Source organism: Enterococcus avium ATCC 14025, from assembly GCF_000406965.1.
GTDB lineage: Bacteria > Bacillota > Bacilli > Lactobacillales > Enterococcaceae > Enterococcus_A > Enterococcus_A avium.
In genome coordinates, this window is sequence record NZ_KE136367.1 from 77,419 (window position 1) to 101,821 (window position 24,403).

26 protein-coding genes are annotated in these 24,403 nt (G+C 39.7%); 6 read left to right on the forward strand and 20 right to left on the reverse strand.

Features of this window, described 5'->3' with window-relative positions; genetic code table 11:
* Positions 1 to 10 precede the first annotated feature (10 nt).
* The 8 genes from OMU_RS19715 to OMU_RS19745 are packed head-to-tail and all read right to left on the reverse strand — an operon-like array spanning position 11 to position 5,361.
* Positions 11 to 1,225: an ABC transporter permease gene (locus OMU_RS19715; RefSeq protein WP_016181620.1), complete on the reverse strand. Its 1,215-nt coding sequence runs from the start codon at positions 1,223 to 1,225 to the stop codon at positions 11 to 13.
* Positions 1,215 to 1,901, reverse strand: a complete 687-nt coding sequence (locus OMU_RS19720; protein ID WP_016181621.1) for an ABC transporter ATP-binding protein — start codon at positions 1,899 to 1,901, stop codon at positions 1,215 to 1,217. The genes OMU_RS19715 and OMU_RS19720 overlap by 11 nt, the downstream gene beginning before the upstream one ends.
* Positions 1,898 to 2,716: an efflux RND transporter periplasmic adaptor subunit gene (locus OMU_RS19725; protein ID WP_016181622.1), complete on the reverse strand. Its 819-nt coding sequence runs from the start codon at positions 2,714 to 2,716 to the stop codon at positions 1,898 to 1,900. The genes OMU_RS19720 and OMU_RS19725 overlap by 4 nt, the downstream gene beginning before the upstream one ends.
* Positions 2,717 to 2,775: 59 nt before the next feature.
* Entirely contained in the window at positions 2,776 to 2,934 is a 159-nt protein-coding gene (locus tag OMU_RS23495; protein WP_016181623.1) for a hypothetical protein, read from the reverse strand.
* 31 nt (positions 2,935 to 2,965) lie between these two features.
* Positions 2,966 to 3,331 (reverse strand): DUF1048 domain-containing protein, encoded by a 366-nt coding sequence (locus tag OMU_RS19730; RefSeq protein WP_016181624.1) that lies wholly within the window; start codon positions 3,329 to 3,331, stop codon positions 2,966 to 2,968.
* The gene (locus OMU_RS19735) at positions 3,324 to 3,656 is read right to left on the reverse strand and encodes a PadR family transcriptional regulator (RefSeq protein ID WP_016181625.1); all 333 of its coding nucleotides are present in this window, start codon (positions 3,654 to 3,656) and stop codon (positions 3,324 to 3,326) included. The genes OMU_RS19730 and OMU_RS19735 overlap by 8 nt, the downstream gene beginning before the upstream one ends.
* Positions 3,657 to 3,682: 26 nt before the next feature.
* Positions 3,683 to 4,438, reverse strand: coding sequence for an ABC transporter permease (locus OMU_RS19740; RefSeq protein ID WP_016181626.1), 756 nt, complete (start codon positions 4,436 to 4,438; stop codon positions 3,683 to 3,685).
* A complete protein-coding gene (locus OMU_RS19745) occupies positions 4,435 to 5,361 on the reverse strand; it encodes an ATP-binding cassette domain-containing protein (RefSeq protein WP_016181627.1) in 927 nt (308 codons plus the stop codon). Before OMU_RS19745 ends, OMU_RS19740 begins: the two co-directional genes overlap by 4 nt.
* A 189-nt stretch (positions 5,362 to 5,550) precedes the next feature.
* Between OMU_RS19745 and OMU_RS19750 the strand changes: the two genes are divergently transcribed.
* A complete protein-coding gene (locus OMU_RS19750; protein ID WP_016181628.1) occupies positions 5,551 to 6,093 on the forward strand; it encodes a biotin transporter BioY in 543 nt (180 codons plus the stop codon).
* A 147-nt stretch (positions 6,094 to 6,240) separates the two neighbouring features.
* On the opposite strand, the gene OMU_RS19755 is transcribed toward OMU_RS19750, so the two are convergent.
* The 7 genes from OMU_RS19755 to OMU_RS19785 all read right to left on the reverse strand — a co-directional run bounded on the left by OMU_RS19755 (position 6,241) and on the right by OMU_RS19785 (position 12,706).
* The gene (locus OMU_RS19755; protein WP_016181629.1) at positions 6,241 to 7,140 is read right to left on the reverse strand and encodes a ketose-bisphosphate aldolase; all 900 of its coding nucleotides are present in this window, start codon (positions 7,138 to 7,140) and stop codon (positions 6,241 to 6,243) included.
* 23 nt (positions 7,141 to 7,163) lie between these two features.
* Positions 7,164 to 8,015 carry a class II fructose-bisphosphate aldolase gene (locus OMU_RS19760; protein ID WP_016181630.1) on the reverse strand — a complete coding sequence of 284 codons (852 nt, stop codon included), beginning with the start codon at positions 8,013 to 8,015 and terminating at the stop codon, positions 7,164 to 7,166.
* A gap of 168 nt (positions 8,016 to 8,183) precedes the next feature.
* The gene (locus tag OMU_RS19765) at positions 8,184 to 9,269 is read right to left on the reverse strand and encodes a PTS fructose transporter subunit IIC (protein ID WP_016181631.1); all 1,086 of its coding nucleotides are present in this window, start codon (positions 9,267 to 9,269) and stop codon (positions 8,184 to 8,186) included.
* A gap of 198 nt (positions 9,270 to 9,467) precedes the next feature.
* Positions 9,468 to 9,782, reverse strand: coding sequence for a PTS fructose transporter subunit IIB (locus tag OMU_RS19770; RefSeq protein WP_034877263.1), 315 nt, complete (start codon positions 9,780 to 9,782; stop codon positions 9,468 to 9,470).
* 23 nt (positions 9,783 to 9,805) lie between these two features.
* Complete coding sequence (locus OMU_RS19775) at positions 9,806 to 10,300, reverse strand: PTS sugar transporter subunit IIA (protein ID WP_016181633.1); 495 nt, start codon at positions 10,298 to 10,300, stop codon at positions 9,806 to 9,808.
* Position 10,301: 1 nt separating this feature from the next.
* Entirely contained in the window at positions 10,302 to 11,771 is a 1,470-nt protein-coding gene (locus OMU_RS19780; protein WP_016181634.1) for a BglG family transcription antiterminator, read from the reverse strand.
* 308 nt (positions 11,772 to 12,079) lie between these two features.
* Positions 12,080 to 12,706 carry a DUF1054 domain-containing protein gene (locus OMU_RS19785; RefSeq protein WP_016181635.1) on the reverse strand — a complete coding sequence of 209 codons (627 nt, stop codon included), beginning with the start codon at positions 12,704 to 12,706 and terminating at the stop codon, positions 12,080 to 12,082.
* Positions 12,707 to 12,963: 257 nt separating this feature from the next.
* On the opposite strand from OMU_RS19785, the gene OMU_RS19790 reads away from it, so the two are divergent.
* The gene (locus tag OMU_RS19790) at positions 12,964 to 13,971 is read left to right on the forward strand and encodes an alcohol dehydrogenase catalytic domain-containing protein (RefSeq protein ID WP_016181636.1); all 1,008 of its coding nucleotides are present in this window, start codon (positions 12,964 to 12,966) and stop codon (positions 13,969 to 13,971) included.
* Between the two features lie 216 nt (positions 13,972 to 14,187).
* Entirely contained in the window at positions 14,188 to 14,919 is a 732-nt protein-coding gene (locus tag OMU_RS19795; RefSeq protein ID WP_016181637.1) for an MIP/aquaporin family protein, read from the forward strand.
* A gap of 139 nt (positions 14,920 to 15,058) precedes the next feature.
* On the opposite strand, the gene OMU_RS19800 is transcribed toward OMU_RS19795, so the two are convergent.
* On the reverse strand, positions 15,059 to 15,517 hold the full coding sequence (locus tag OMU_RS19800; protein WP_034877305.1) for a VOC family protein: 459 nt from the start codon (positions 15,515 to 15,517) through the stop codon (positions 15,059 to 15,061).
* 57 nt (positions 15,518 to 15,574) lie between these two features.
* Positions 15,575 to 16,408 (reverse strand): AraC family transcriptional regulator, encoded by an 834-nt coding sequence (locus tag OMU_RS19805; RefSeq protein ID WP_016181639.1) that lies wholly within the window; start codon positions 16,406 to 16,408, stop codon positions 15,575 to 15,577.
* Positions 16,409 to 16,638: 230 nt separating this feature from the next.
* Here OMU_RS19805 and OMU_RS19810 point away from each other — a divergent pair, with 230 nt between their 5' ends.
* Together OMU_RS19810 and OMU_RS19815 are read left to right on the forward strand one after the other, a co-directional pair.
* Positions 16,639 to 16,893, forward strand: a complete 255-nt coding sequence (locus OMU_RS19810; protein ID WP_016181640.1) for an AbrB/MazE/SpoVT family DNA-binding domain-containing protein — start codon at positions 16,639 to 16,641, stop codon at positions 16,891 to 16,893.
* Positions 16,890 to 17,207 carry a type II toxin-antitoxin system RelE/ParE family toxin gene (locus tag OMU_RS19815; protein WP_016181641.1) on the forward strand — a complete coding sequence of 106 codons (318 nt, stop codon included), beginning with the start codon at positions 16,890 to 16,892 and terminating at the stop codon, positions 17,205 to 17,207. The genes OMU_RS19810 and OMU_RS19815 overlap by 4 nt, the downstream gene beginning before the upstream one ends.
* 62 nt (positions 17,208 to 17,269) lie before the next feature.
* On the opposite strand, the gene gltX is transcribed toward OMU_RS19815, so the two are convergent.
* From gltX to OMU_RS19835, 3 genes are all read right to left on the reverse strand, one after another.
* Positions 17,270 to 18,781 (reverse strand): glutamate--tRNA ligase, encoded by a 1,512-nt coding sequence (gene gltX, locus OMU_RS19820; RefSeq protein WP_016181642.1) that lies wholly within the window; start codon positions 18,779 to 18,781, stop codon positions 17,270 to 17,272.
* Between the two features lie 75 nt (positions 18,782 to 18,856).
* Positions 18,857 to 20,233 (reverse strand): glutamate decarboxylase, encoded by a 1,377-nt coding sequence (gene gad / locus OMU_RS19825; RefSeq protein ID WP_016181643.1) that lies wholly within the window; start codon positions 20,231 to 20,233, stop codon positions 18,857 to 18,859.
* A 337-nt stretch (positions 20,234 to 20,570) separates the two neighbouring features.
* Positions 20,571 to 22,049 (reverse strand): amino acid permease, encoded by a 1,479-nt coding sequence (locus OMU_RS19835; RefSeq protein ID WP_016181644.1) that lies wholly within the window; start codon positions 22,047 to 22,049, stop codon positions 20,571 to 20,573.
* Positions 22,050 to 22,471: 422 nt separating this feature from the next.
* Here OMU_RS19835 and OMU_RS19840 point away from each other — a divergent pair, with 422 nt between their 5' ends.
* Positions 22,472 to 23,980, forward strand: coding sequence for a helix-turn-helix domain-containing protein (locus tag OMU_RS19840; protein ID WP_016181645.1), 1,509 nt, complete (start codon positions 22,472 to 22,474; stop codon positions 23,978 to 23,980).
* Positions 23,981 to 24,403 lie beyond the last annotated feature (423 nt).

Consider the following 24,403-nt stretch of genomic DNA (forward strand, 5'->3'; position numbering starts at 1 on the left):
TTTTTATCCATTAACGCAATAACGACACAATATCCTTCTTCGCTGCACTCTTCGCCGGCAGCCAGCTAAAGACAATCCCGATCACTACCGACAAGCCAAATGCCAGCGTCACCGTGAATAGATCCGGCCGTACCGACAACGGAGTGAACGTACTGATGGCAAAACCTAAAAGCATCGCGATGAGATAACCGATCGTTCCGCCGACCAAGGTCAACGAGATACCTTCCAGTAAGAATTGCATCATAATGTTGCCTTTCGTACCACCCATCGCTCGCCGTACACCGATTTCTTTGGTACGCTCGGAGACAGAAATATAGATCATGTTCATGACACCGATTCCTGAAATAAAGAGCGAGATGCCGCCAATCACCGAGATCAGTAAGGTAATACTGGTCAGCAGCATGCGCAGTTGGTCCACTTGTCCAGCCAAATCCTCTGACTTATAGCTTCCCAGTTCTTTCCATGTGCCATATTTTTTCAAAGTCTCTTCTGCTTCCTTCGAGACATTTTTTACATTGGCAGTTTGCTTTATTTTCACTTGGATCATACTGCGATCTTCAGTGTTAAAATAATGCTCATAGACATTTTCTGGCACCTCTGCAACAACGTAATCCTCAGAGGTGGAGACAATGGAACCGCCATTGCGGTCCTTCATGATTCCAACAACTTCAAATAAATGCCCGCCGATCTTGATACTTTGACCGATTAGTGCTTCTGGCTCCTCTTTTTTGATTGCTTTTGCAGCAGTCTGATCAATCACCACAACGGGATTTTCATTATAATAATCACTGGCTTGAAGAGGACGACCATACAGGACCTCGCTCCCTTCATTTTTCAATAATTTGAAACAATTCCAACGACCATCATTTCCCACATCATCAAAGGTTTGGTCTGCGTACTTGATGCCATTGCGAGAATTGTCATAATAGCTCACTGATTGCACCCCAGGGATACTCTCAATCTTACTGATATCCTCTTCGGTAAACGCATCTAACCCATTCTCATAGAAATCCCCATTTTTCGGCGTATAGGTATAACCAACACTGCCATCAAATTGATCCAATCCAATAAATTCTGACGCATAATTTTCAAAGGCGCGACCAATCGAAAAGACCGTGATCACCGCAGAAACTCCAATAATCAAACCAATCATGGTCAAAAAACTTCGCCGTTTATTTTTTCCAATGGCCTTGAAAGACGTTTTCCATACTTCACTAAACCGCATGTGCAACACCTTCTTCCAAGATCTCGCCATCTTTTACCGTAATAATCCGTTGACAATACGCTGCCGCTTCTGGATCATGGGTTACCATTAGGATCGTGACTTTTTCCTCTTCATTTAAGCGTTTAAATAATTGCATGATTTCTTCAGAGGTATGACTGTCTAGCGCACCTGTCGGTTCATCCGCCACGATAAATTTAGGATTGCCAACGATAGCCCGAGCAATCGCCACTCGCTGCTGCTGACCTCCAGAAAGCTGCTTCGGTAATTTATTGTATTTATCCGCAATCCCGACTTTTCGCAAAGCCTCCATGACCAGCGGTTTGGTTTGCTTTTGCTTCATTCCGCCATAAAGCAGCGGCAACGCCACATTTTCCATAACCGTATTGTTATCGATCAGCTGGAATGCTTGAAAAACAAAACCAACCGATTTATTCCGCAAAGCTGAGAGCTTCTCATCGTTGAAGCGATACGCATCTTCTCCTTCAAAACGATAGCTTCCTTCGAAATCACCATCTAAAAAGCTAATCGTATTGATTAGCGTTGATTTTCCTGAACCAGATGGCCCCATTACTGCGACAAATTCGTGCTCTTCGATGGTCAGACTAATATTCTTTAAGACATGAATCTGCTCCTGATCCGCCGTGTATAATTTGTTGATATTTTCCATCACGATCATTCAACGGTCACATCCATCCCATCCTTGACGTCTTTTGCATCTTTGACTATTTTATCGTTCTCATTCAGGCCTTCACGTAAAATATAATAGCCATTGCCTTTTTCAGCAGAGATGGTATGTTTTTCAGCTTTTCCTTTAGCGACTTTGTAGACCACCTGTTCACCGTCCTTTTTCACCACGCTCTTAAGGGGTAAATGGATCTCATTGCGTGGGATCAATAATTCAACAGAATAGCCAACAGGTATCGTTTCGTCAGGAACCGCCGTAAAGTTATAGGTCACCAAACTGTTTGTGTCCTCTTTCGTTGGTTCGTTGTTCATTTCTGCTAATGAAGTGAATTTGCCTTTGACCGTTTTTTCGTTATTCGCATATTTGATCTCAATCGGTTCGTTCAAGGTAATCTTAGAACGATCATACTCGGTGACTGTTCCCTTAATGGCAGATTCTTCGCTCTTTAAGACCATCAAGGCTTGCTGCGGATCATTTTTTGCATCTTCGTTTAAGGCCGTTACCACTGAATCGTTCGCTGCTCGAATCACTTCACCCCAACGATAAGTCACCAAAATCTGATCTTTCGTCACATGATCGCCTTCGTTTACGTGAATGGTTTGAATCGGGCCTTTTTCTGAATCAACTAGAACCGTTTGTTTTTTCGTTGATTGAACCTGCCCTTTTAAATGCAGCGGTGTTTGCTTGCTAACTTGGTACAGTTCCACTGCAGTGTCATCCTTTGCGTTTGCTTGGGTATTTTGATAGAGGAAAAAACCAGCCCCCGCTGCCACTAACACTCCGATACCAATAATTATTTTTTTCATTTTTTTGCTCCATTCCTTCCATTCCAAAATTCTTACACTTGTTGCTTACTCTTTAAATTTTAGAGGAAAGTTCTGATCGCTACTTCCAACGAAAGTACAAAATCTAAATAGGACTTTAGACCGAAGAACATTTGTTTTTTTAATGGATGAAGAATTGTCGAATGCATTAGTAAGGACTCGTTGACACCAAGGACTTCTTTCATAACAAAAAGCATCATCAGAGTTCCTCCCAACGATGCTTGAATTTATTTATTTTCCCTTATTGATCTCTTTAGCGACCCGTTCATTCATTTTGCGTTTTAACTCATTGATTCGCGTTTTCGCTTGAATCTCATGAAGCATATTCTCTGCAAATTCCCCCACGTCTTCGCCAACTAATTCCAATACTGGAACATGATTGCTGGCACCTTCTTCAAAGAAGGCCAACAATTCATACATTGGCGTTAGCATATCCATGCCGTCCCCTGCTGTAAATTCCCATAAGAAATTTTGGATTTCTTTGTAGACTACCTGATATTCACGAGGTAATTTTTTTAGTCCCGCCATCTGCTCCCTATATTCTGCTTTGTCCGTATAAACTCTTTTGAAGTAGCTAAATACATTTTTATCACTCATTGTTCTGACTCTCCTTTAGCTTATCGATCTGTCCAGAAATAAATTCCCAACGCTGCCAAAACAACGCCAATTCATTTTCTCCTGCTTCATTCAATGAATAGAACTTTCGCATCGGACCAAGTGAAGATTTTTTCTTTGTAACAGTCACTAATTTTTTCTTTTCTAGTCTTAATAAAACTGTATAAACCGTTCCCTCAACAATATCTTCAAAGCCATATTTTTGTAGGTTATTCGTAATTTCATAGCCATAGGTTTCGTGTTGATTGATAATTTCTAAGATCATTCCTTCAAGCACGCCCTTTAGCATCTCTGTAATCCCGTTCACTGTTATCATCCTTCCCAGCTGCTGTACTAACGTAATTTTTTCCGATAGACATATATAGATAATACTTGGAAAATCACGATTGCGCCAATACTCCATACGAATGCCACCCAGATATCTGCGGGAATTTTTCCGTCGGTCAAAATTGAACGTAAAGAATTAATGATCGGGGTCATTGGCTGATAATCTGCAAAACCTCGCAAAACTTTAGGCAATGTTTCTGTTGGCACAAAGCCTGAGCTGATGAATAATAGACCAATCAGCAAGTAAGAAAAGGCGATTGCTGTTTCATTATTCCTAGCGATCAATCCAAAGAGGACGGCAATCCAAGATAGTGCGTAAGTCGCAACCAGCAAAAGCAGCAGCCCCACAGCCCAATCAAATACATCTGCCTTTGGGCGAAATCCAATTAAAATACTGCTGATCAGAACAAGTAGCGCTGAGATAAAATTGAAAATGACACTGGTCATCACGTGACTATTCAAAATCGCGGACTTCGCGATCGGCATGGAATGGAACCGTTCAAAAATACCATTTTGAACATCCGTGTTTAAACGAAAAGCGGTATAACCAACGCCGCTGGCAACAGTAAACAATAAAATTGCCGGCACGATAAAGCCTTTATAGGTCTCTTGCGGGATCGTCATCGCCCCACCGAAAATATAAATGAATGCCAGCATTAGCATGATCGGCATCAGTACCACGGTCATGATTGTATCCACACTTCGGGTCATATGCTTCATCATTCGTCCGGTCAATACCATCGTATCTGCGAATACGTTCATTTTTCTCCCTCCCCTCGGTTTTCGACAATCATAAAGAAGACGTCATCCAAAGAAGATTGTTTTTGGGTAAAGGTTAAAATCTCAATCTTCGCCGCCTGCAATTGATTTAAAATCGTCGTGATTCGTTCAACTTCATTATCTGTTACAACGTTCAGCGCCAATAATTCCTTATTCATTTTTCCTCCGACAAGCTGTTCAGCAGCTTCCAATGTTTCCTCATCCGCAAAGGTCAATTCCAAGGTTTCTTTTGGCAACTGCTTTTTCACCTCTGCGATGCTTCCCTGCAATGCGATTTTCCCACGATTCAAAATCGCCACGGTATCCGCCAACTGCTCCGCTTCCTCCAAATACTGCGTAGTTAGAAAGATCGTCACCCTCGCTTTTTTCAACGAACGGATCATTTGCCATAGAGCAGCCCGCGCCTGCGGATCTAATCCAGTCGTTGGTTCATCCAAGAAAAGAATTCTGGGCGGATCGATCAAGCTCATCGCCAAATCCAATTTACGCCGCATCCCGCCAGAGTACGTTTGCGTCGGTCGATCCGCCGCTTCTTGCAGATCGAATTCCGTTAACAGCTCATCAACCTTTTCCGTATAATTTTTCATATGACGAAGCTTTGCGATCAAAACTAAATTTTCCCGTCCCGTTAATACCTCATCTACCGCAGCGAATTGTCCGGTCAAACTAAATTCCTTTTGAACCTTTAACGACTGCTCCAACACATTCATTCCATCGATCGTAATATAGCCATTATCTGGCTTCAGCAAAGTGGTCATCATTTTGACTGTTGTTGTTTTCCCAGAACCATTCGTTCCCAATAAAGCAAAAATGCTTCCTGTCGGCACATGAAAACTAATTTTATCTAACACCTTGTGATCAGAAAAAGATTTTTCCAAATCAACAACATTAATTGCTTCCTGCATTTTACTCACTCCTTAATCATCATTCGGTACTTTGTAATATTAAGTACAGCTATAATGTATAACTAAGTAGCTATTTTGTCAACTACTTTGTTCTACTAAGTACTAAAAATTTTCCTTTACATCTTGTTAACCATCCATTATACTTTCGTTAACCAAAATAAAATATTTAGTTAACGAAAGAGTGAGTGTATGAAATTAAGTAGTCGAGAAATTGTTTTAGCCGGATTATTTGCAGCAGTAATAAGTATTTTAGCCCAATTCACCATTCCTTTTGGGCCTATTCCATTAACTTTACAAACCTTTGCTGTAGGGTTCGTGGTAACTATTTTAGGCAAGAAAACCGGTACTATTGCCGTAGCGATGTATCTATTGATGGGGATGATCGGTTTACCTGTGTTAGCTGGCGGTTCAGCGGGAATTGCCCATTATTTCGGACCGACCGGGGGTTTTTTAGTTGGATTTATTTTTCAAGCCTATGTTACTGGTCTGATTTTAGAAAAATTAACCTTCAATTATTTTTGGTCAATCGCCGCTAATTTAGTCGGGGCTTTTATTACTCTGTTCTTCGGTTCCCTTTGGCTGAAATTTAGCGGAGGTTTACCATGGGATACGGCTTTTTCTGCCGGAATGATTCCTTTTATTCTGCCAGGCGCAATCAAAGCAGTCGCAGCTGGATATCTGGGGGTCTTGCTTGGTAGAAGGTTGCCCTTCACAAAATTGGTGTATCGTTAAATCTTTGAAGTTGGAAACGCCTATGTTATTGATGCCGCATAATGTGTTCTCAACAAAAGTTAGAAAAGAAACAAAACAATGTTTAATTGTTAGAATAAAAATAGGCTCTAAGCTCAAATTTTGAGCCTAGAACCTATTTTTAATTTTTTAATTCAAGTCCTGTCTCCAAGGCAACACGTTTTCCTTACGATAAATCGCAGCTTGCCCGATCGAATTGAACAGCTCCATTTTTTGTTTGACAACGGCTTTAGCTGCATCAATACATTCTGGATAGATCGCATTTGGGTCCCATAATTCAGTAGTCGAAAGAATCTCACGACATTTTTTGTAGAAAGCATATTTGTAGTCAGATGAAATATTGACCTTTTGAATCCCGATTTGAACCGCTTTGGCAATTTCTTCATCTGGATTAGCTGATCCGCCATGAAGCACCAATGGAATATCGACTCTGCTCTTGATGTCTTCTAGTACATCCATCTTCAATTCAGGTTTGATGTCTTTTGGATAAATTCCGTGAGCCGTACCAATTGCCACTGCCAATGTATCGATCCCGGTTTTTTCAATAAATTCTTCGGCATCCTCTGGTTTCGTGTAAATAACTTCCGACACGCCGCCTTCAACCGATGTTCCCGTATTCCCGATCGTACCTAATTCCCCTTCAACGGAAACACCAATCTTATGACAAACATCAACGACTTCCTTCGTGATGGCGATATTTTCTTCAAACGGTAGTAATGACCCATCGATCATGACTGAACTGAATCCACAGTGGACAGCGCGCATGATGCTGGCTAAGTTATCCCCATGATCCATGTGGATAACGAATGGCACCGAACTATTTTTTGCACGAGATACCGCATATTGGAAAAATTCATCTTTGGTAAAATCTAACTCAGTTGGATGAACCGCGATGATCGCTGGCGCATCATTTTCTTCCGCTGCTTCAATGACTACGCGTAAGAAATTACTGTCTGCGACGTTAAAGGCTCCTACGGCGAATTTATTTTCCTTTGCGACTTCTAGCATTTGCTTCATATTGATTAACATTTGACTTTGTCTCCATTCTCATTTTAAGATTTATTTTTTGAACCCGAAAGTTCGATATACCGTTTCACAACTTCTTTTCCAGCTGCCATCGTTTGATGAACAAGCGTCGGATAATCCACCTCAGGATTTTCTGCTAATTGCTTTTGGACTTCGGCTTTTTGCGCCTTCATAAAATCTGAACCCACATTGATCTTATTGATCCCTAATTCGATCGAACGCAGGATATTTTTCTCACCTGCGCCTGATCCGCCATGTAATACTAACGGTAAATTTGTCGCTGCTTTGATTTTTTCGACAATATCAAACCGGAAATCCGGCACATACCCTTCTGGATAATCTCCGTGACTGGAACCATAAGACAGTGCTAAACAATCAACACCCGTCTCGTTAATAAAACGAATCGCATCGTCGGGATCGGTGTACATCTCATCATTGGTAAAATGATCACCAGCCACCGCCCCCATATCGCCAACTTCAGCTTCTACGCTGGCATTGTAGACCTGCGCCAGCTCTACCATGGCTTTAGTGATCCGAATATTTTCTTCTAACGAATACATCGAAGCATCCATCATGACGCTGGAAAAGCCTTCATGCAGACACTGTTTCACGAACGCGACATCCTGTCCATGATCTAAATTAATCGCCACTTCGACTTTGGCATTATTTGCCATTCGAATAATCGGTTGGGTCAAATAGCGAATATCCAAATGCTCTTTTAAATGATCCTGCAATAAATCGACAATAATCGGTGAACGCATTTCCTCTGCCGCTTCGATTACCGCTTTGGCTGTTTCCAAATTGAAGCAATTGATCGCCATTACGGCATAGTTTTCACGATTGGCCTTTTGCAACATTTCTTTCATCGAAACATACATGTGACAAAACTCCTTTTTCATACTAAAGAATTAATTTTTCTCTGAAAAATTAGTTCGATTTTCAAGCCGTATATCATTCCACTGGGTTCATTACCTGTGATTCTGTGTTGCTTTTGATTTAAGTTTTTTCAACGAATCTAACTGCGAAAAGTGGAACTGACACCCTTACTACGAAATCTTGATGGAAGAAAAATCTACTTCTTCCTCTTCTTCATCGTCCTTGATTTCATTTTCCACTGGCTCTTTCTTCAGAACGAACAACAAAATTCCGGTAATCGCTGAACCAATCAATAACGCTAACGTAAACTTCAATGGATCAGTCATCGCTGGGATAATGAACACTCCGCCTGACGGAACCGGCGAACCAACGCCCCACGACATACTCAAGCCGCCGCCAATTGCCGCGCCAACTGTACAAGAGAAGATCACCCGCAATGGATCAACTGCTGCGATTGGAATAACACCTTCTGTAATCATGCAAAGTCCCATTGGGAAAGCGATTTTGATATTGTCTTCCTCTTCTTTGGAATATTTGCGTTTGCGAACAATTTTAGATAATACCCAAGAGATCGTGACACCAAACGGCGGTACCATAGAAGCCAATACTTTCACGGCTTCTGGTCCCTGCACACCCTCTAGTAGCAAGCCATCGGCAAATAGTGACGCTACTTTATTAACCGGACCACCGAAATCAAAGGCAGCCATTCCGCCAACAATTGAGCCAAATAAGAATTTACCCGAACCTTGTAGCCCTTCTAAGAATTCGGTCAACGCTTCTGTTGCCCAAACAATCGGCAATCCGATGACAAAGAACATCAATAAGCCAATGATCAATGTAGATAAGAGCGGTACGATCATCATCGGCATCAAACCTTGTGCCCATTTTGGAACCTTCAGATTTTTCACTAAGAATAGTACAAAGAAACCAACCAAGTAACCACCGAGCATCCCGCCTAAGAAACCAGCACCGATGGCATTCGCGATCAACCCCATAAACAAACCAGGTCCAATACCCGGACGGTCAGCAATTGAATACGCGATGGCCCCCGCGATAACCGGTGCCAATAATCCCATCCCCAAAACACCCAATGAGACTAACGCATCTGGAACCGAATAGGCCGCCTTATAATCCTCAATCACTCCGCCACCTGTCAAATTTCCAATCGCGATCAACAACCCTGCCGTAACAACAACCGGTAACATGTACGAGATTGCCGTCAGGGCATGCTTTTTCAATTGAAGCTGCTTAAACATTTAGTTCATCTCCTTATTCAAATTAATGTATTTATTTTCTTCCAGAAAAATAAGTCTGATTTTCAAGCCGTATACCATTCCACTAGGATTTTTATTCTTTTGCAGTGGACTAATTCTATGCTGTGTTTTCTTCACTGATTAAACTATGAAGAGTGGAACTGGCATCCTTTTTCATATTAAAGTTAAAGAAATAATTTCCTACGCCTTTACAATTTCCTCTTCGATCTTATTAATCAAACCCTTTGGTGCTTTGATTACCATGCTGGTCGGGATTTCCACCACCTTTTTTCCTTCAAAACGGTCTTTTCCGCCGATCTTGATGTCTGCGGCGATAATCACGACATCGGCGGCTTTGATTTCTTCCATGGTTAACTCGTCTTCTGTTCCGATGGTTCCTTGTGTTTCGATGTGAACGGTGTGACCTAAGGCTTTGGCGGCTTTTTCTAATTTCTGTTTGGCAATGTACGTATGGGCGATGCCTGACGTACACGCTGCGACTCCAACAATTTTCATCATCTATTCCTCCATTTTCTTTTTTAATCTTCTTCCATTGGGTCCTTTGATAACAATTCCATCATTTCCGCTTTGGTCCGAGCATTGACCATATTTTCGATGAAATCTTCATCGGCTAAGAGCATCGCAACCTTCTGCAATAACTTGATATGCATAGTGTTGGCATCGGTATTCTTCACGGCGAATAAAATAATTACGCGAACAGGTTCCTCATCCAAGGATTCCCATGGGATCGGCATGGCGGCTTTACCGACAACTAACGAGGTCTTGATCACGCTATCCGATTTTCCATGAGGAATCGCAATACTATTTCCGATTCCCGTCATGCCTTCTGCTTCGCGTTCGAAAACATCTGCCATAAAGTCGTCCTCGTCAGCAATGTCCCCATTTGCCATTAGCAATCGTGTCAATTCATGAATTGCTTCTTCTTTTGTTGTCGCTTTCATTTCTAATTGGATTAAATCTTCGGTAATCACATCCGCGATACTGAAATCGTCCATCATTTGCTCTGCTGTCATCTCATATCTCTCCTAACATCTCTTTCACTCGTTTTTCGTCTTGTTTTGTAAATACTGAATTCACCAAAATCGTCGGGATCATCATGTCGATGGTTAAATTGACAGTGGTTAAAATCAGATCAATGTTTTGATACTTTTCTGGTGCCTTGGAAAATTTGCGTGCCGATAAGACATCGACAATTTCTAACTCGGGAAATGCTTTGCGAACCTTTACCTTCAATAGCTCTGAAGTCCCTACCCCGCTGCTGCACATGATCAGCACACGTTTTTTCGAATGGATCATTTCTTTATACTTCACAAAATACAAAGTCAAAAATCCGATCTCATCTTCAGAAATCTCATTTAATTGAAACTTTTCTTCGGCCGCTTTGCTGACCTGTTGGACTTGTTGAAAAACCTCTGGATACTCCAGCTTGATATCTCCTAATAAATCATTTTTAACGATGATCTCGTTTTTCAAACGATACAATAATGGGTCAATGTGCTCATAAAGATCTTGGCGATTCGGCTGATGATCGACCTTCATCCCCATCAAGCGACTCATTTCGGTGGCAAAAAAATCAGTGATCGCCAATGCTTCCTTTGATTTTCGATTCAGCTTGATTGGTTCCTTTTCCATTCGCGAAGAAATCAGGTATTGGAATAAATAAAACGTCTCACTTTCCGGTAGAACAATATTCAGATAATGATTCAGCTTTGTAATCACCATCTTGGAAAGCTGATACAGTTGATCATATTGCGTGATCAGTGCTTCTTCATCAGGATCTAACAGCTCCGCACAGGTATCTGCGTGAATTTCTCCTTCCCGTACACGTTTGATTAAAATGTAAATATGAGAAAAGATATTGCTGTTATAGGGATAAGCAATCCCGTTTTGCAATTTTCTTTCAATGTACTCTAATAACGAAGTAATAAAGTTGATGTCATAGGAACTGATTTTTTCCTGTTGTGTGGAAAAGTCTTCCTCCCAGACACGATTCGCGCTGATCAAATGATTCACCGCTTTGCGAATGTGCTTTTCTGTTCCTTCGATAGAGACACGTTGTCCTTTGCGAATCAGTGACAGCTGGTACTTCAGCAAAAATTCATTCATCCGTACCAAATCATTCGTAATCACGGTATTGCTGACATAATATTCGTCGAACAAATCATTGATCAACACTTTTTTGGGGGATTTGAATAACAAAGCCAACAGAATTGTATTCCTTCTTTCTGATGGACCTTGCACAGTATCATTGCCTCGTTTTCGGACACTTTCTTTTAAATAATTGTCATAATCTAAACGAAATCCTTTTCCGACTTCCGCTGAAATGAGCTCTCCGACATCGGAGGCTTCATTGATTTTTTTAATCGTACGGTAAATGGTTTTCGTGGAAACATTGGCAAATTCAGCTAACTCTTGAGCGGTGAGTGTCATCCCATGTTTGATAAACAGTTCGATCAATTGTGTTTCACGTTTGCTTAGCTGCATTTTGTCAACCTCCTTGTCATTAATATAGCCTTTTTTTATTCACGTACATTTTTTCTTATGTCCATTGAAATGGACATTTCCGTAAAACGCTTTCAATAACTATTTTAAATTATTCGTTGAAAATAACTTGATCCTCAAAAAAGTAAAAAAATTTAATACTCTAAGAAAGTGCTTCAGATTGACCAATTCTCTCACCTCCCTCCATTTTTCTTGAACGGATAAAAAAAACAGCGAAAAAATCGCTGTCGAACTAGTTATCCCCAACACAAGAATTTTATTTTCATACCCTTTTTGACTGAAATTATGCTTTAGTTTTCCACCTGTGCAAAACTTGCTTGCTTCGCTAATTGATAAATTGGTACCAATTGTTTATAGGTTTCTACCATAAATGCTTGAGCGGCTTGCGGATTTTTCCAAATCGGATCTTCCCTTTTGATGATTCGACCAATTTGAAATTCGCCTTTTTTCACATCACGAAACCTTATCAACAGTTTTTCTATGCGTTCTGGCGATAGCTCTTCTACTTTCGGCTTTGTGTGATCACCGGATAGAACAAAATCTGGGGATAAGTTTTCAAAAATTTCTGGATGGTCTAGTAAAATTTGCGCAATCGCTTTTTCTTCCTTCGGCTGATCAATACAGGACAGCCACATAAAAACATACTCCGGCCAAATTCCCAGCTGAAAATGCGGCTCCATTTTGTATCCACGCTTTTGTCGGCTCAATGCTGACCAAGTATTTTCAGGCGGATAGGTCGTCCTGCGGCGATGCTGGGCAATGTGGATAAATAGCTTTTCGTCTAGCAGCGGCTCTAACTCCTGTTGAAAAACTTCATCTAACTGTTGAAAAGTTGGTTGAACTTCCTGGCGAATCGCTGCCATTCGTTCATCCAAGCCGTCGATATCAAAAACTTCAAAACTCTTTTCAGTGAACATGTTACTCCCCCTTATTCCTACTATCGTAATTCTACCTATCTTATCGCTGAGTCACAAGTTATCAACTACCCATGTTGATAAAAATTCGTAGTGATTTTCCCTTCGAACAAACATCGTTTCAAAATTTTGATAAAACTCGCTGATTCTTTTGCTATTTTAAAGAAAATATTTCCTTCTCTTTGTGAAATCAAGTATATTATAAGTAGCCATTTTATTATTGGAGATTCAGAAATTTATTTCTGAGGAGGGTAAAACGAATGATTTCAGACGCAATTGGCTTCGAGAAAAAATTTCGTTTAAAAGAAGACAAAAAATTTGAACAATACAAGATCATGCTTCCGAAACTACGAGAAAATGATGTGATGATAAAAATTTCCGCTATCTCGATAAGTACCTTAGATACCCAGATTCGACAAACGATTAAAGGAGCGAAGAAACCCTATATTTTAGGCTTTGGCGGTGTCGGCATTATTACCCGACTAGGCAGCAGCAATCAATACTTAAATGTTGGTGACCGTGTTCTCTATGTAAATAAGGTCGGAAAATACGGCAGCTATAGTAACTTTCAAATCGCTGATGTCCGTTCCATCGTCAAACTGCCAGACTCTTTTCCTACCGATGAAGCCGCCGCTTTTTCCTATAGCTTTTTCTTGGCTTTTGAAGTGTTGTTCAGCCAACTGCAATTGACACCTAAGCCGAAAAAAAATCAGGGAAACCTATTGATCCTAAACACCTCTGACGGGCTAGGCGCGACCATTATCCAATTAGCGAAGTGGGCTGGCTTGAAGGTCGCCGCTACGATCGATAAAAACAATTCAGAAATCTGGATCAAAAACATGGGGGCGGATGTCGTCGTCTCTCAATCCACTCAGCTATCAAAAGAATTGACAAACGCGGAAATGACACCGGTTGATTATGTGATCAATTTAGATACTGAAAAGGAAAAAAACTTCGATCATCTGTCGGAATTCAAGGATACGGCCAAGGTGCTGCTCTTGCACTTCATTAATAAGAAAAAGAAAAATTTTGATCCAGACTATCTCAACTTCTATTGCGAAGATTTCTTGGAGGCTTCTTTTACTACCGATGAAGGCATCGAGTATTCCCGCAAGATCATGGAGCTTTTGGTCTATTTATGGGAAAAAAATCAACTAACATCCATTTTGACTGCACAGCTAAACGGCTTTTCAGATAAAAATTTCTACGGAGCTCATAAGCTGATCGAAAACAACCCAAACTTTCGTCATCTAGTTTTAATCAACTGACACAATCTCGTTCAATTGAACGAGATTTTTTTATGAAAAACAATTTTTGGAGCTAAAAAGAAGCTGTTCTTTGCTTCCATAACGTTTGTTGTCATTTCCTATAGAAATTTCTCGTTTTTCTGAGGTTAACATTTGCTAATTACAAAGAATGGGATTAAGATATAAAATGAAATTTTCATTTACATTTTCATTTCAATTATTTTATAGGAGGTCTTTATGGATTATTCACTGACTACTCGGTTAGCAGCTGAGTTCTTGGGAACTGCTTTGCTAGTAATGCTAGGAAACGGTGCAGTTGCCAATGTTGATTTAAGAGGGACAAAAGGTTACGGAAGTGACTGGATGTTGATTGCAGTAGGTTATGGCTGCGGGGTTATGATTCCTGCAATGATTTTTGGCGGTATCAGCGGCAATCACATCAACCCAGCGTTTACGATTGGTTTAGCTGTTAGCGGCATGTTCCCTTGGGCGGAGGTTCTTCCTTACATCGTTGTCCAAATTCTTGGTGCGATGGTCGGACAATTAGTCGTAGTAGCCAGCTACAAGCCTTATTACGATCAAACAGAAGACAAACTACATGTGTTAGGTACCTTCTCAACGATCAATAGTGTCGGTTCTAAATTTAACGGATTCGTGAATGAATTCTTCGGATCATTCATTTTATTCTTCGGCGCACTAGGAATTACCAAAGCGCCATTCTTCCAAAACAATTTAGGAACAGCACACTTAGCATTAGGTTTCTTAGTTTGGACATTAGTCGCATCCTTCGGCGGACCAACTGGCCCAGGTTTAAACCCAGCTCGTGATTTAGGTCCTCGTATCATGCACGCCATCTTACCATTGAAACACAAAGGCGATTCACAATGGAGCTACTCATGGGTACCAGTACTTGCCCCAATCATTGCTTCAATCGTAGCAATCGCATTATATAAAGCATTGTTTATCTAAAAACACGAAACTGCCGCAATTTTTTGCGGCAGTTTTTTTAATCAACAATCTCCTAAAAAGAGCTGTTGCCTACTATTTACAGTTCCATCACGTATTAATTCAATCAAAAAAGAATAGCCACTCTAGCTCTTCCTTCTATTTAAACCAATCCTTCAACAAACTCGACCGGAAACATTGTTTTTTCAGCCGTTTCTTCTACAGTCATGCCTTGAGCCAAATAGCGTTTCGCCACACTAGCCATACTTTCTGCGACCTCCACGATAAATTTATCATAGTCGTAAAAACGCAGCACACGCTGCCCCCAAGGATACTCTTTACTGTGATGCAGAAAGTCGATTCCTTCAACCTTTGAAAGCTTGTCTTCCCATTTGTCTAAATCCTCAACCTCAAAATACAGTTGAAAATTATCCGACTGCTCCTTTGGATTCAATGGAACACCCAACAACCCTTGATAATCAGCCTGTAATGAAAAGCCGCTCTCAAAAGCAACATGAACATTATCCAGATCCATTTCTATTTTTTGTTCCATAACCTCTACATAGAACTGCTTCGCCTTCGTCATATCCTTCACTGCCAATAACACTCCACCAAAATTCATTCCTATCACCATCAGAGCCGCTACTCGACTCTCCTTCCTTTTTTACTAAATATACCCTTAGAATTTGGCGATTTCACTGTAAAAATCGGACATCTTCCGTTGATAAGCTTGCGGTGTAATGCCCGTCATCAGTTTAAAATCACGATTGAAGTGAGAGAAATCGTAATAACCGGCGGGTTCCAACACTTTTGTAATTACCCCTTGCCTTCGATTTAGTAAACGGATCGTTTGATTAACTCGGACTAAACGAGCAAACATTTTGGTGCTCATTCCCAGATATTCATTAAACAGTCGCGTAAGATGGCGTTCACTATAAAATACCTCATTAGACAACTTCTTTAAGGAGATATTTCCTGATTGTTGAACGATCATTTTTCTCGAAGTAGCCAACTCTGGCGGACAGTCCTTTAAGAGAGCATGAACAAATAGACGATCAACTCCAGCCAGTAGCTCTTCCACACTTTCCGCTGCCTCCAACAATTCCATCAGTACCTGATTCAATTTGGCATGAAGCAATTGAAAAGAAAAATGCCGATCCGCTAATTCATTTTGCTTAAGACTTAGAAACGCATGAAGTCCAGCCGGTTGAAATTCCACGATGAATATCTGATTGAAAGTCGCAGCTTCCTCACCTACATTGGCAGCCGCAGTCATTGGCCCAAGTAGCTGGTTCTCGATTTGATGGTCCTTAAACCCGCATACTAATGTCCCACAACCATGAGGAATGACCGTATAATTCTCAGAAATCGCCTGTTTCGTCGGAAAAGTCAATGTATAATTCGAAATATAAGGCAACAATGCCGCATGTGGCCTCACATACATACAGTCTTGATTCCGAAAAATAATCCGTTGATTCTGCGGATACAAAAACAACGCCTTTTGATTGATCATTCCCTCACCTCATTCATAGTAACGATTCAATTTTGGTTAAAATTGATTGATTTTCATTCCGGATACCATTTTACTAATCTACTGAAGTAGAAAGTAAAACTGGCAACTTCATTCATATTAATGACTCAATTCTATCATCATATCAAGACTTTTTTAGTTGCTACTAGATATTCATAACTTCCTTAAATAGTTATAACGTGTTATAATTCTATAAAAAAGAGGGGATTTGAATGGGACAAATCAAAGTACGGAAGATTGGTAATTCCGTTGGAGGAATATTCCCTAAAGAATGGGGATTACACGAGGGAGATATCTTGGAGGTTAAAAAAGAAGGAAATTACTTCATATTAGATGCCCAAGAAGTCGCAAAAAAGAAAGATCGTGAGTTAATCGAAGAGAGTTTTGCAGAGTTTGAAACGAATCATACTGTTTCTGAAGAAGAAATGACTACGCTCTTTAGCAAATATGGTTGGGGTGAGAAATGAAATCTTATCAGCTCATTTATTCCGTCTCTTTTAGAAATAGCCTGATCCAGCTTATATCGGAATGGGAGAACGAACTTTTTCTTTCAGAAGAAAAAATCAAACACTTCGTTCAATTAATTTATCGCTCACTAGAATTATTAAAACTATTTCCTAAAATGTATGAAGATGTTTCTCCATTATATGGTTTTGACATTCCGACTTATCGAATCTTGATTGGTCAAAGTTATGCAATCTTTTACCGAATCGATGAAGAGAATCATTCAGTTCTAATTGGAAAAATCTTTAAACAGAAACAAATGCATCTGAAATTTTAAAAGACCAAGCACAATGATTAACTAAAAAACTGCGACTCTCATCGAGAATCGCAGTTTTCCATTTATTTAGTTAGAAACGCCAACGCATTGTCAATCAAATGCTGAACCGTTTCTTTCGGCATAACCGACATAATATCTGTGATTTGAGGAGCAGATTTACTGTCGGTGAAGACGACGTTCAACGGCATATACAGTTTACGACCCTTTTGTCCTGTTTCTGCTTGAACAGCTGACAAGATGGCAGGATAATCCACTGGTTCTGTCGCATCTTTTATTTTTTCTGACATCGCAGTCAAAATTTGTTTAACGCCTTCGCTATCAAATTCTGCCAAGTCGGTATAAGTGAAGGTCACTTGGTTGGCATTTTTGATAAACAAGATTTTTTCCATAAATGTCATTAAAGTCTTGGCTTCTGTGTGATAGATATCCACGACTTTTTTAACAAAATCAAGATCCTTTTCGATGCCGATTGCTTTTAATTGTTCTGCTACGTCTGTTTCAGCAGCGTCAACTAACAGCATGATTCGTCTAGTTAATTCGTCAACGGAAGTTTTTTTAATGTATTCCGCATTGGTCCAGTCAAGTTTCTTTTGATCGAAATAAGCAGGCGAAGCAGACATCCGATTGATATCGTAAGCTTCGATCAATTCATCACGAGTGAACAATTCTTTTTCTCCCACTGGTGACCAACCAAGAAAGGCGATAAAGTTCAGCAACGCTTCATTCAAGTAACCATATTTACGATATTGACTAATGAATTGCAGGGTATTTTTATCACGTTTACTCAATTTTTTATGAGTATCCAAGCTATAGATCAGTGTGATATGACCAAATAGCGGTTGCGGGATACCTAGTGCTTCGTATACTGCGATTTGTTTTGGTGTATTCGCAATATGGTCATCCCCGCGTAAAACATGAGTCATCTTCATCAAATAGTCGTCAATCACTACGGCAAAATTGTACGTTGCCATGCCATTACTTTTTTCAATAATGAAATCTCCGCCGATATTGTCTGAATTGAATTCCACCCGGCCTTTAATCATATCGTCCCAGCCATAAACATGGTCTTCAGGCAAATGAAGGCGAACGGTCGGTTTTCGGCCTTCTGCTTCGGCTTGTTTGATTTGTTCTTCTGTTGCGCCATACCAGCGACCATCATAATGAGGCGCGATTTTGGCTTCGATTTGTTGGTCATGTAATTCTTTTAATTCTTCTTCGGTGGCATAGTCTTTATAGGCTAAACCAGCGTCTAATAATTGTTGTACATATTTGTGATACAAATTCACACGATCTTTTTGGTGGTAAGGGGCAAATTCAACTTTCGGTTTATCCGGACCTTCGTCCCAGTCGATACCTAACCAATGAAGATTTTCCATCTGGCTTTCTTCACCATGCGGAACATTTCTTTTCAAGTCAGTATCCTCGATTCGCAATACCCAAGTTCCCTTATAATGTTTGGCAAACAGATAGTTGAATAACGCCGATTGCGCATTCCCTAAATGTAAAAAACCTGTTGGACTTGGTGCGTAACGAACTCGTACGTCGCCGGTAACTTCTACTTTGTCTTTTTTCAATTTGATTCCCTCCAGTTTAAAAGCCCTAATAAATAATGCAATTATTAGGACTTTAATAACAGATGCTATTATAGGTTAAGATGCGTGATGAATCAAATGATTACGATTTAGATCGTCAATTGCGCGATGTAAATCATCAATGAAGTCATCACAGATAGCCATGGTCATAGCTGGACGAACGACGATTCGGCTAATAGTTACATCGTCAAGATCTTTTGGAAGTGGATAAGCAGGCACTTGCCAGCCGTATTCCTTCAACTTGTCTTCTAAATCGTATAGATTCCAAGTTAATTCGATATTATCCGCAATTTTCCAACAGTTGATTGGTAATTTTGATCCATCATTGATGATATCAAAAATACCTAGTGCTTTTAATTCTGTATTGATTCGTTTAGATACTTCTCTGACATTGTTCATGATAGCTGTGAATCCTTCACGACCAAAACGAATCAAGTTGTAGTATTGTGCCACAATATGTGCCCCGCTATGTGAGAAGTTAATAGCGATCGAATCTACGCTGCTTCCAAGGTAAGGTACAGCAAAACGCATTTCTGATGGTAAATATTCTTCCGTATTTTCACGCCAAACAATCCAGCCAATCCCAGGATAGACCATCCCGTATTTATGTCCTGAAACATTGATTGATGCTACATTTTTCAAACGGAAATCCCATGGTTTGAACCCATCAACAAATGGTGCAAAGAAACCGCCAAAGGCTGCGTCTACGTGGATTTTGATTGGTAATTTAGCTGTTTTGTTGTATTCAGAAACAAGTTCATCTAATTTTTGAATATCATCTACTTGGCCAGTGTAAGTGATCCCTTGGATACCTACGACCCCAATCGTATTTTCATCTACGTAATCCATCACGATGTCAGTATTTAATGACATATGGTTTTCATCCATTGGAATTTCCCGCATCTCGACATTCCAGTACGTACAGAATTTTTCCCATACTACTTGGAATGCAGACATGATAACTAAGTTAGGTTTGTGTTCATGCAAGTTGTCGATATCTAATCCGGCTGCTTTTGCGCGGTGTTTCCAGCTGTGCAACAAAGCCAATCCGCCTAGCATACAACCTTCTGAAGAACCTACTGTTGAAGTTCCGATGAAGTCTTTATATAATTCTTTGCCTTCACCAATATTCCACATATGGGCAATCATACTAATTGAATAATTTTCCATTGCTGTGGTTTTTGGATATTCTGATTTGTCAATCGCATTCGTTTCAAGTGAACCAAGCATCAAGCGATCCGCTTGTGGTTCCATTTGAGTCGTACAGAATGTAGCCAAATTTTGATCTGCTTTCGCTTCATTCAACCGAATATGATTGACGAGCGTCTCGGCTGTGTCAGGGTTCATACCCTCATCAGGTAATACTTGTTTAGGCATGCTACGTGCTGCTTCTCTGCTTCCTAAAAATGAACTTTCTAAATAATCTGTATGCATTTAAAAGATCTCCTTATTCGTATTAAAGTAATCATTTTTCCAGGGGAAAATGAGTTCGTTTCTCTTGCCGTATATCATTCCGCTAAACTTCTCTAGCTGTATTTCAAAAAACTTTTTATTTTCTTGCTGCCTAGATAAACTGTGAAAAGCGGAACTGACATCCTTATTCGTATTAAAGTAATCATTTTTCCAGGGAAAAATGAGTTCGTTTCTCTTGCCGTATATCATTCCGCTAAACTTCTCTAGCTGTATTTCAAAAAACTTTTTTATTTTCTTACTGCCTAGATAAACTGTGAAAAGCGGAACTGACATCCTTATTTGTACTTTCTTATATTTTCTAATGAACTTGATGGTGCAAATTTTTTCCTGATTTATCATGATGATGCAAGGTCCAATTTCCATGGAACAAATACATGATGAAAGGTATAAAGAAAACGATGATAAAAGCCGTTAATAATAATGTTAGGTACGTATGTTTTTGTTGCATGCTGTAAGCAGCTGGTGGGAAGAATGTTACGACAAACCCGAAAGCTGATAAAACTAAACCTAGAACACCCATGATGACACGCATTACTTTTGATTTGGCTGCACGGAATGTCCGATGCAAATCGTCGTGTTTGAACACTAAAACTAAATAAGTAACAAACATCAGCATATACATTAAGGTATACAGAGCAACCGTTAAACTCATCGCTGTTTGGAATGAAAGGTTTGATTTGTCTCCACCGGCACCAAAGGTTAGTAACGCAGCCATGATTGAGACGATCACACCTTGCAAGATCATGACGTTCGTTTCGACACCATAAGGATTTATTTTAGCAAAGCGTTCTGGCAAGTAGCCTTCTTTCGCTGCTTCGTACATTCCAGCATTTGGTCCAACGACCCAACTGCTGATTTCACCAATGATCCCAATTGCTAGTAGCAAACCAATCAACCGTTCAATAAAGACCACATTGATCCATGGAAATTGTTGAACCAAAGCGCCATAAGCATAAACAATACCAGTACTTAATTGAATTTTGGCATTGGGAATTGTTGCCCCGATTGAAATCGTTCCGATAATATCAGAAGCAATCGCACAAATTGCCAAGGCCATCATTACTTTTGGATAAATAGATGGTTTCTTTAAGTCTTTAACGTGAGTAGCTGAACCTTCCGCCCCTGCAAAGGCTAAAATAAATGGCACAAATCCGACTAACACGTTGCCGCTCCAGCTTGATGGTAAAATCGTGTGTGGATTGATTTTGATTAGCATAGGATTACCCTTTACTAAATAAGTAATCGTTAAGAACAACAATAGAAAGACTGGAATAATAACCCCAATTGTAAAACTCCATTGAGCAATTTTTCCTGTGATTTTTGTTCCCCGTTGTTGTGCGAAGATCAAGCCCCACAAGATAACCATCATGATGATGAATTTGAACAATGGATTCGTATTAATAACTGGAACGTTGAAAGTGATTGATAAACAGCCAATGATGAAATACATCATGGTACACATACCAACTGTGATGTGAATCCATTGGTAAAATAGAGCAGACCAACCTAGGCGTTCACCTAGCATATGACGTCCCCAAGTAAAGATCCCGCCTTTACTCCAGCCATCAACTGAAGCCATTTCTCCAGCGGACCGAGTAACGGGAATGAACCATAGAATCCCTGCTAAAAATAGGAAAAACAATGCTGTTGGTCCTTGTTTAGCGAAGGCCGCAAAACCGTAGACTGTCATGACCATTGAAGTAGTCATTGAGAATAGTTGAACACCTGTGAGCTGATTATGATCGCTGATAGAGGCGTTCTTCTCTTCGTTATTCATTTGTGACACATCCTTTAAATTCATTGCAATCGAAGTGCGCACTTTTCGAACTACAGCCATCATCATAGACTTTACACAATCAAAGTCAAACCACGCCAGACATAGCAAATTAGAAAAAATATTAAAAGACATGCTGTCACCACGATGGAAGAAAACCTTTAATCATCGCCCTTTTCCATGAAATCTAGTGGTAAATAAAAAAGGTTTTTAAGAAAAAAAGGAAAAGGTTCAAATTGTGCAAAAAATAGACGCAAACTTTTAGAAAGCCAGCACAAATTTTTTGTATCAAATGATAGTTCTCACAAAAAAAGCGGATGCAAAAAAGAATCCTCGCAATTATCTTTAAATCAACTTTCACATAGTGCTTACCCCTCCTTTAATCATTGCGGATTATACTAGTGACCTTGAGGGAGTGTTAATTCATGAGCATCGATCTATTATTAGATTTTGAAAGTCAGGCGCTTTTTGCCATTTTTACTTATTTAAAGGAAAATCCAGGCTTTCACGATATCAATGAAATTTCAGAGCAAATTGGTTTTGAAAAACGAACAACGTTGAAATATTTAGAGCGTTTAGCGATGCTTTCTAACGAAGTAAAGGAACATATTGGAATCGATCCGCTAACTATATCGGAGCGGAACTACCGAATTATTCAACAAAATTATGTGGAGAACAAAGAATTGAGCTTAGCCATCTATCACATCTCGATCAAGATTGACCTGCTGGAGGGGTTACTGCTAAATAAAGAAAATACGATGGATTCCCTGACGGACAAATACAACCTGAGTTATTCCACCTTGAAAAAAGATGTGTACGAAGTGCGGGATTTCCTTAAAGAAGCCAATATTGATCTTCATATTAGAAATGGCGAGATTGTATTATCCGGTTTAGAACCGACGATTCGCCTCTTCTTCTTGAGCTTCTTTTGGCAGCTATACGGCGGCTACGGGCATCCCTTTAATATCGAAAATTCGACTGAAAAGAATTTTATTTTTGAGAAACTCAGCTTTCTACTTTCAGATCAAATCGACCCGATCACTAAAATTCAATATGATTATCTAGTAGATATTACGCTGATCCGTTATCTATCCAATCATCCGATTGAAAATAATGAACTGCCGGTGGAATCCATCCTGATCGGAAATAAATTTGTCCAGCATTTTCATTTTATTACGGAAGAAAATGTCTCGGCTTACGCGAATTTTAAAGATGAACTTTATTTTATGCTATTATTCTTACAATCAAAAATGGTCTTTTATCGCAACACCAGCTTCTTCCGTGAAATAAAGAAATATCACCAAGAGATAGATTCAAATATCTATCAGGCCAATCAGTTCTTTTTTCAAAACATCGGTCTGCTTTTTAACCAATTTGAATTTGACTATGACGAACTGGAAAAAGAACTATATGTCATTCATACACGCTTATTGTTCAAAAGCTTTTATAATTATGTACCAATCGGCGAGCATCACAATCTTTATCCGGAAGATATGGCGATTGTACAAGAAAATCTGCGGGTTCGTTTTGAAAATATTTGTCCACGTAATAGCCTAATTTATTCACAGCTTGACTACGCCATTTTTCTTTACGCCGCTTTAAGTATTGCTAATGAATTTATGACAGAATATGAATTATCTATTTTTATTGATGATTCAAAAGGCGAGTTTAATTCTATCTGGCTAAAAAAATTCTTTATGAAAAGTACTAACGGACTAGTTAAATTGAATTTTGTCGATCCAAATCGCTTTTTATTAGCCGATGAATCTGTTGATTTGATTATCAGTACGAATAAATTTTTCCCAATCAAGAACGTCCACAACAAACCCATCCTGTTTCTAGAATGCAAAGACAAATACGAAGACCTGAAAAATGTTCAATCGATGGTTCGAAAGATTATGATGGAGAAAAATAAATTGCTGCAAGTAAAATAAAATAATGAACACTTTCCAAACATAAATCTGACTTTTTGGATTTTATTAGAATATTTTCATTTTATAGAAGACATAGCCAGCAAAGTATCCCATGCAAAACAATTATTCTATGCTATACTACCCACAGTTAGTTTCTCTTTCCAAAATAAAACTAACGAACGAAGACGATCGACCGACATATTCGATCGTCTTTGCGAGTTCTTCTTCCTGCTTTAGCAGGTTAGTAGAATCGTATGCGCGACGACAATTCTTACATTTTTCACGGATTTTGAAAAATGTTTCCTTAATCCGGCGTTAGCTGCGAGTTCTTCTTCCTGCTTTTAGCAGATTAGTAGAATCGTATGCGCGACGACAATTCTTACATTTTTCACGGATTTTGAAAAATGTTTCCTTAATCCGGCGTTAGCTGCGAGTTCTTCTTCC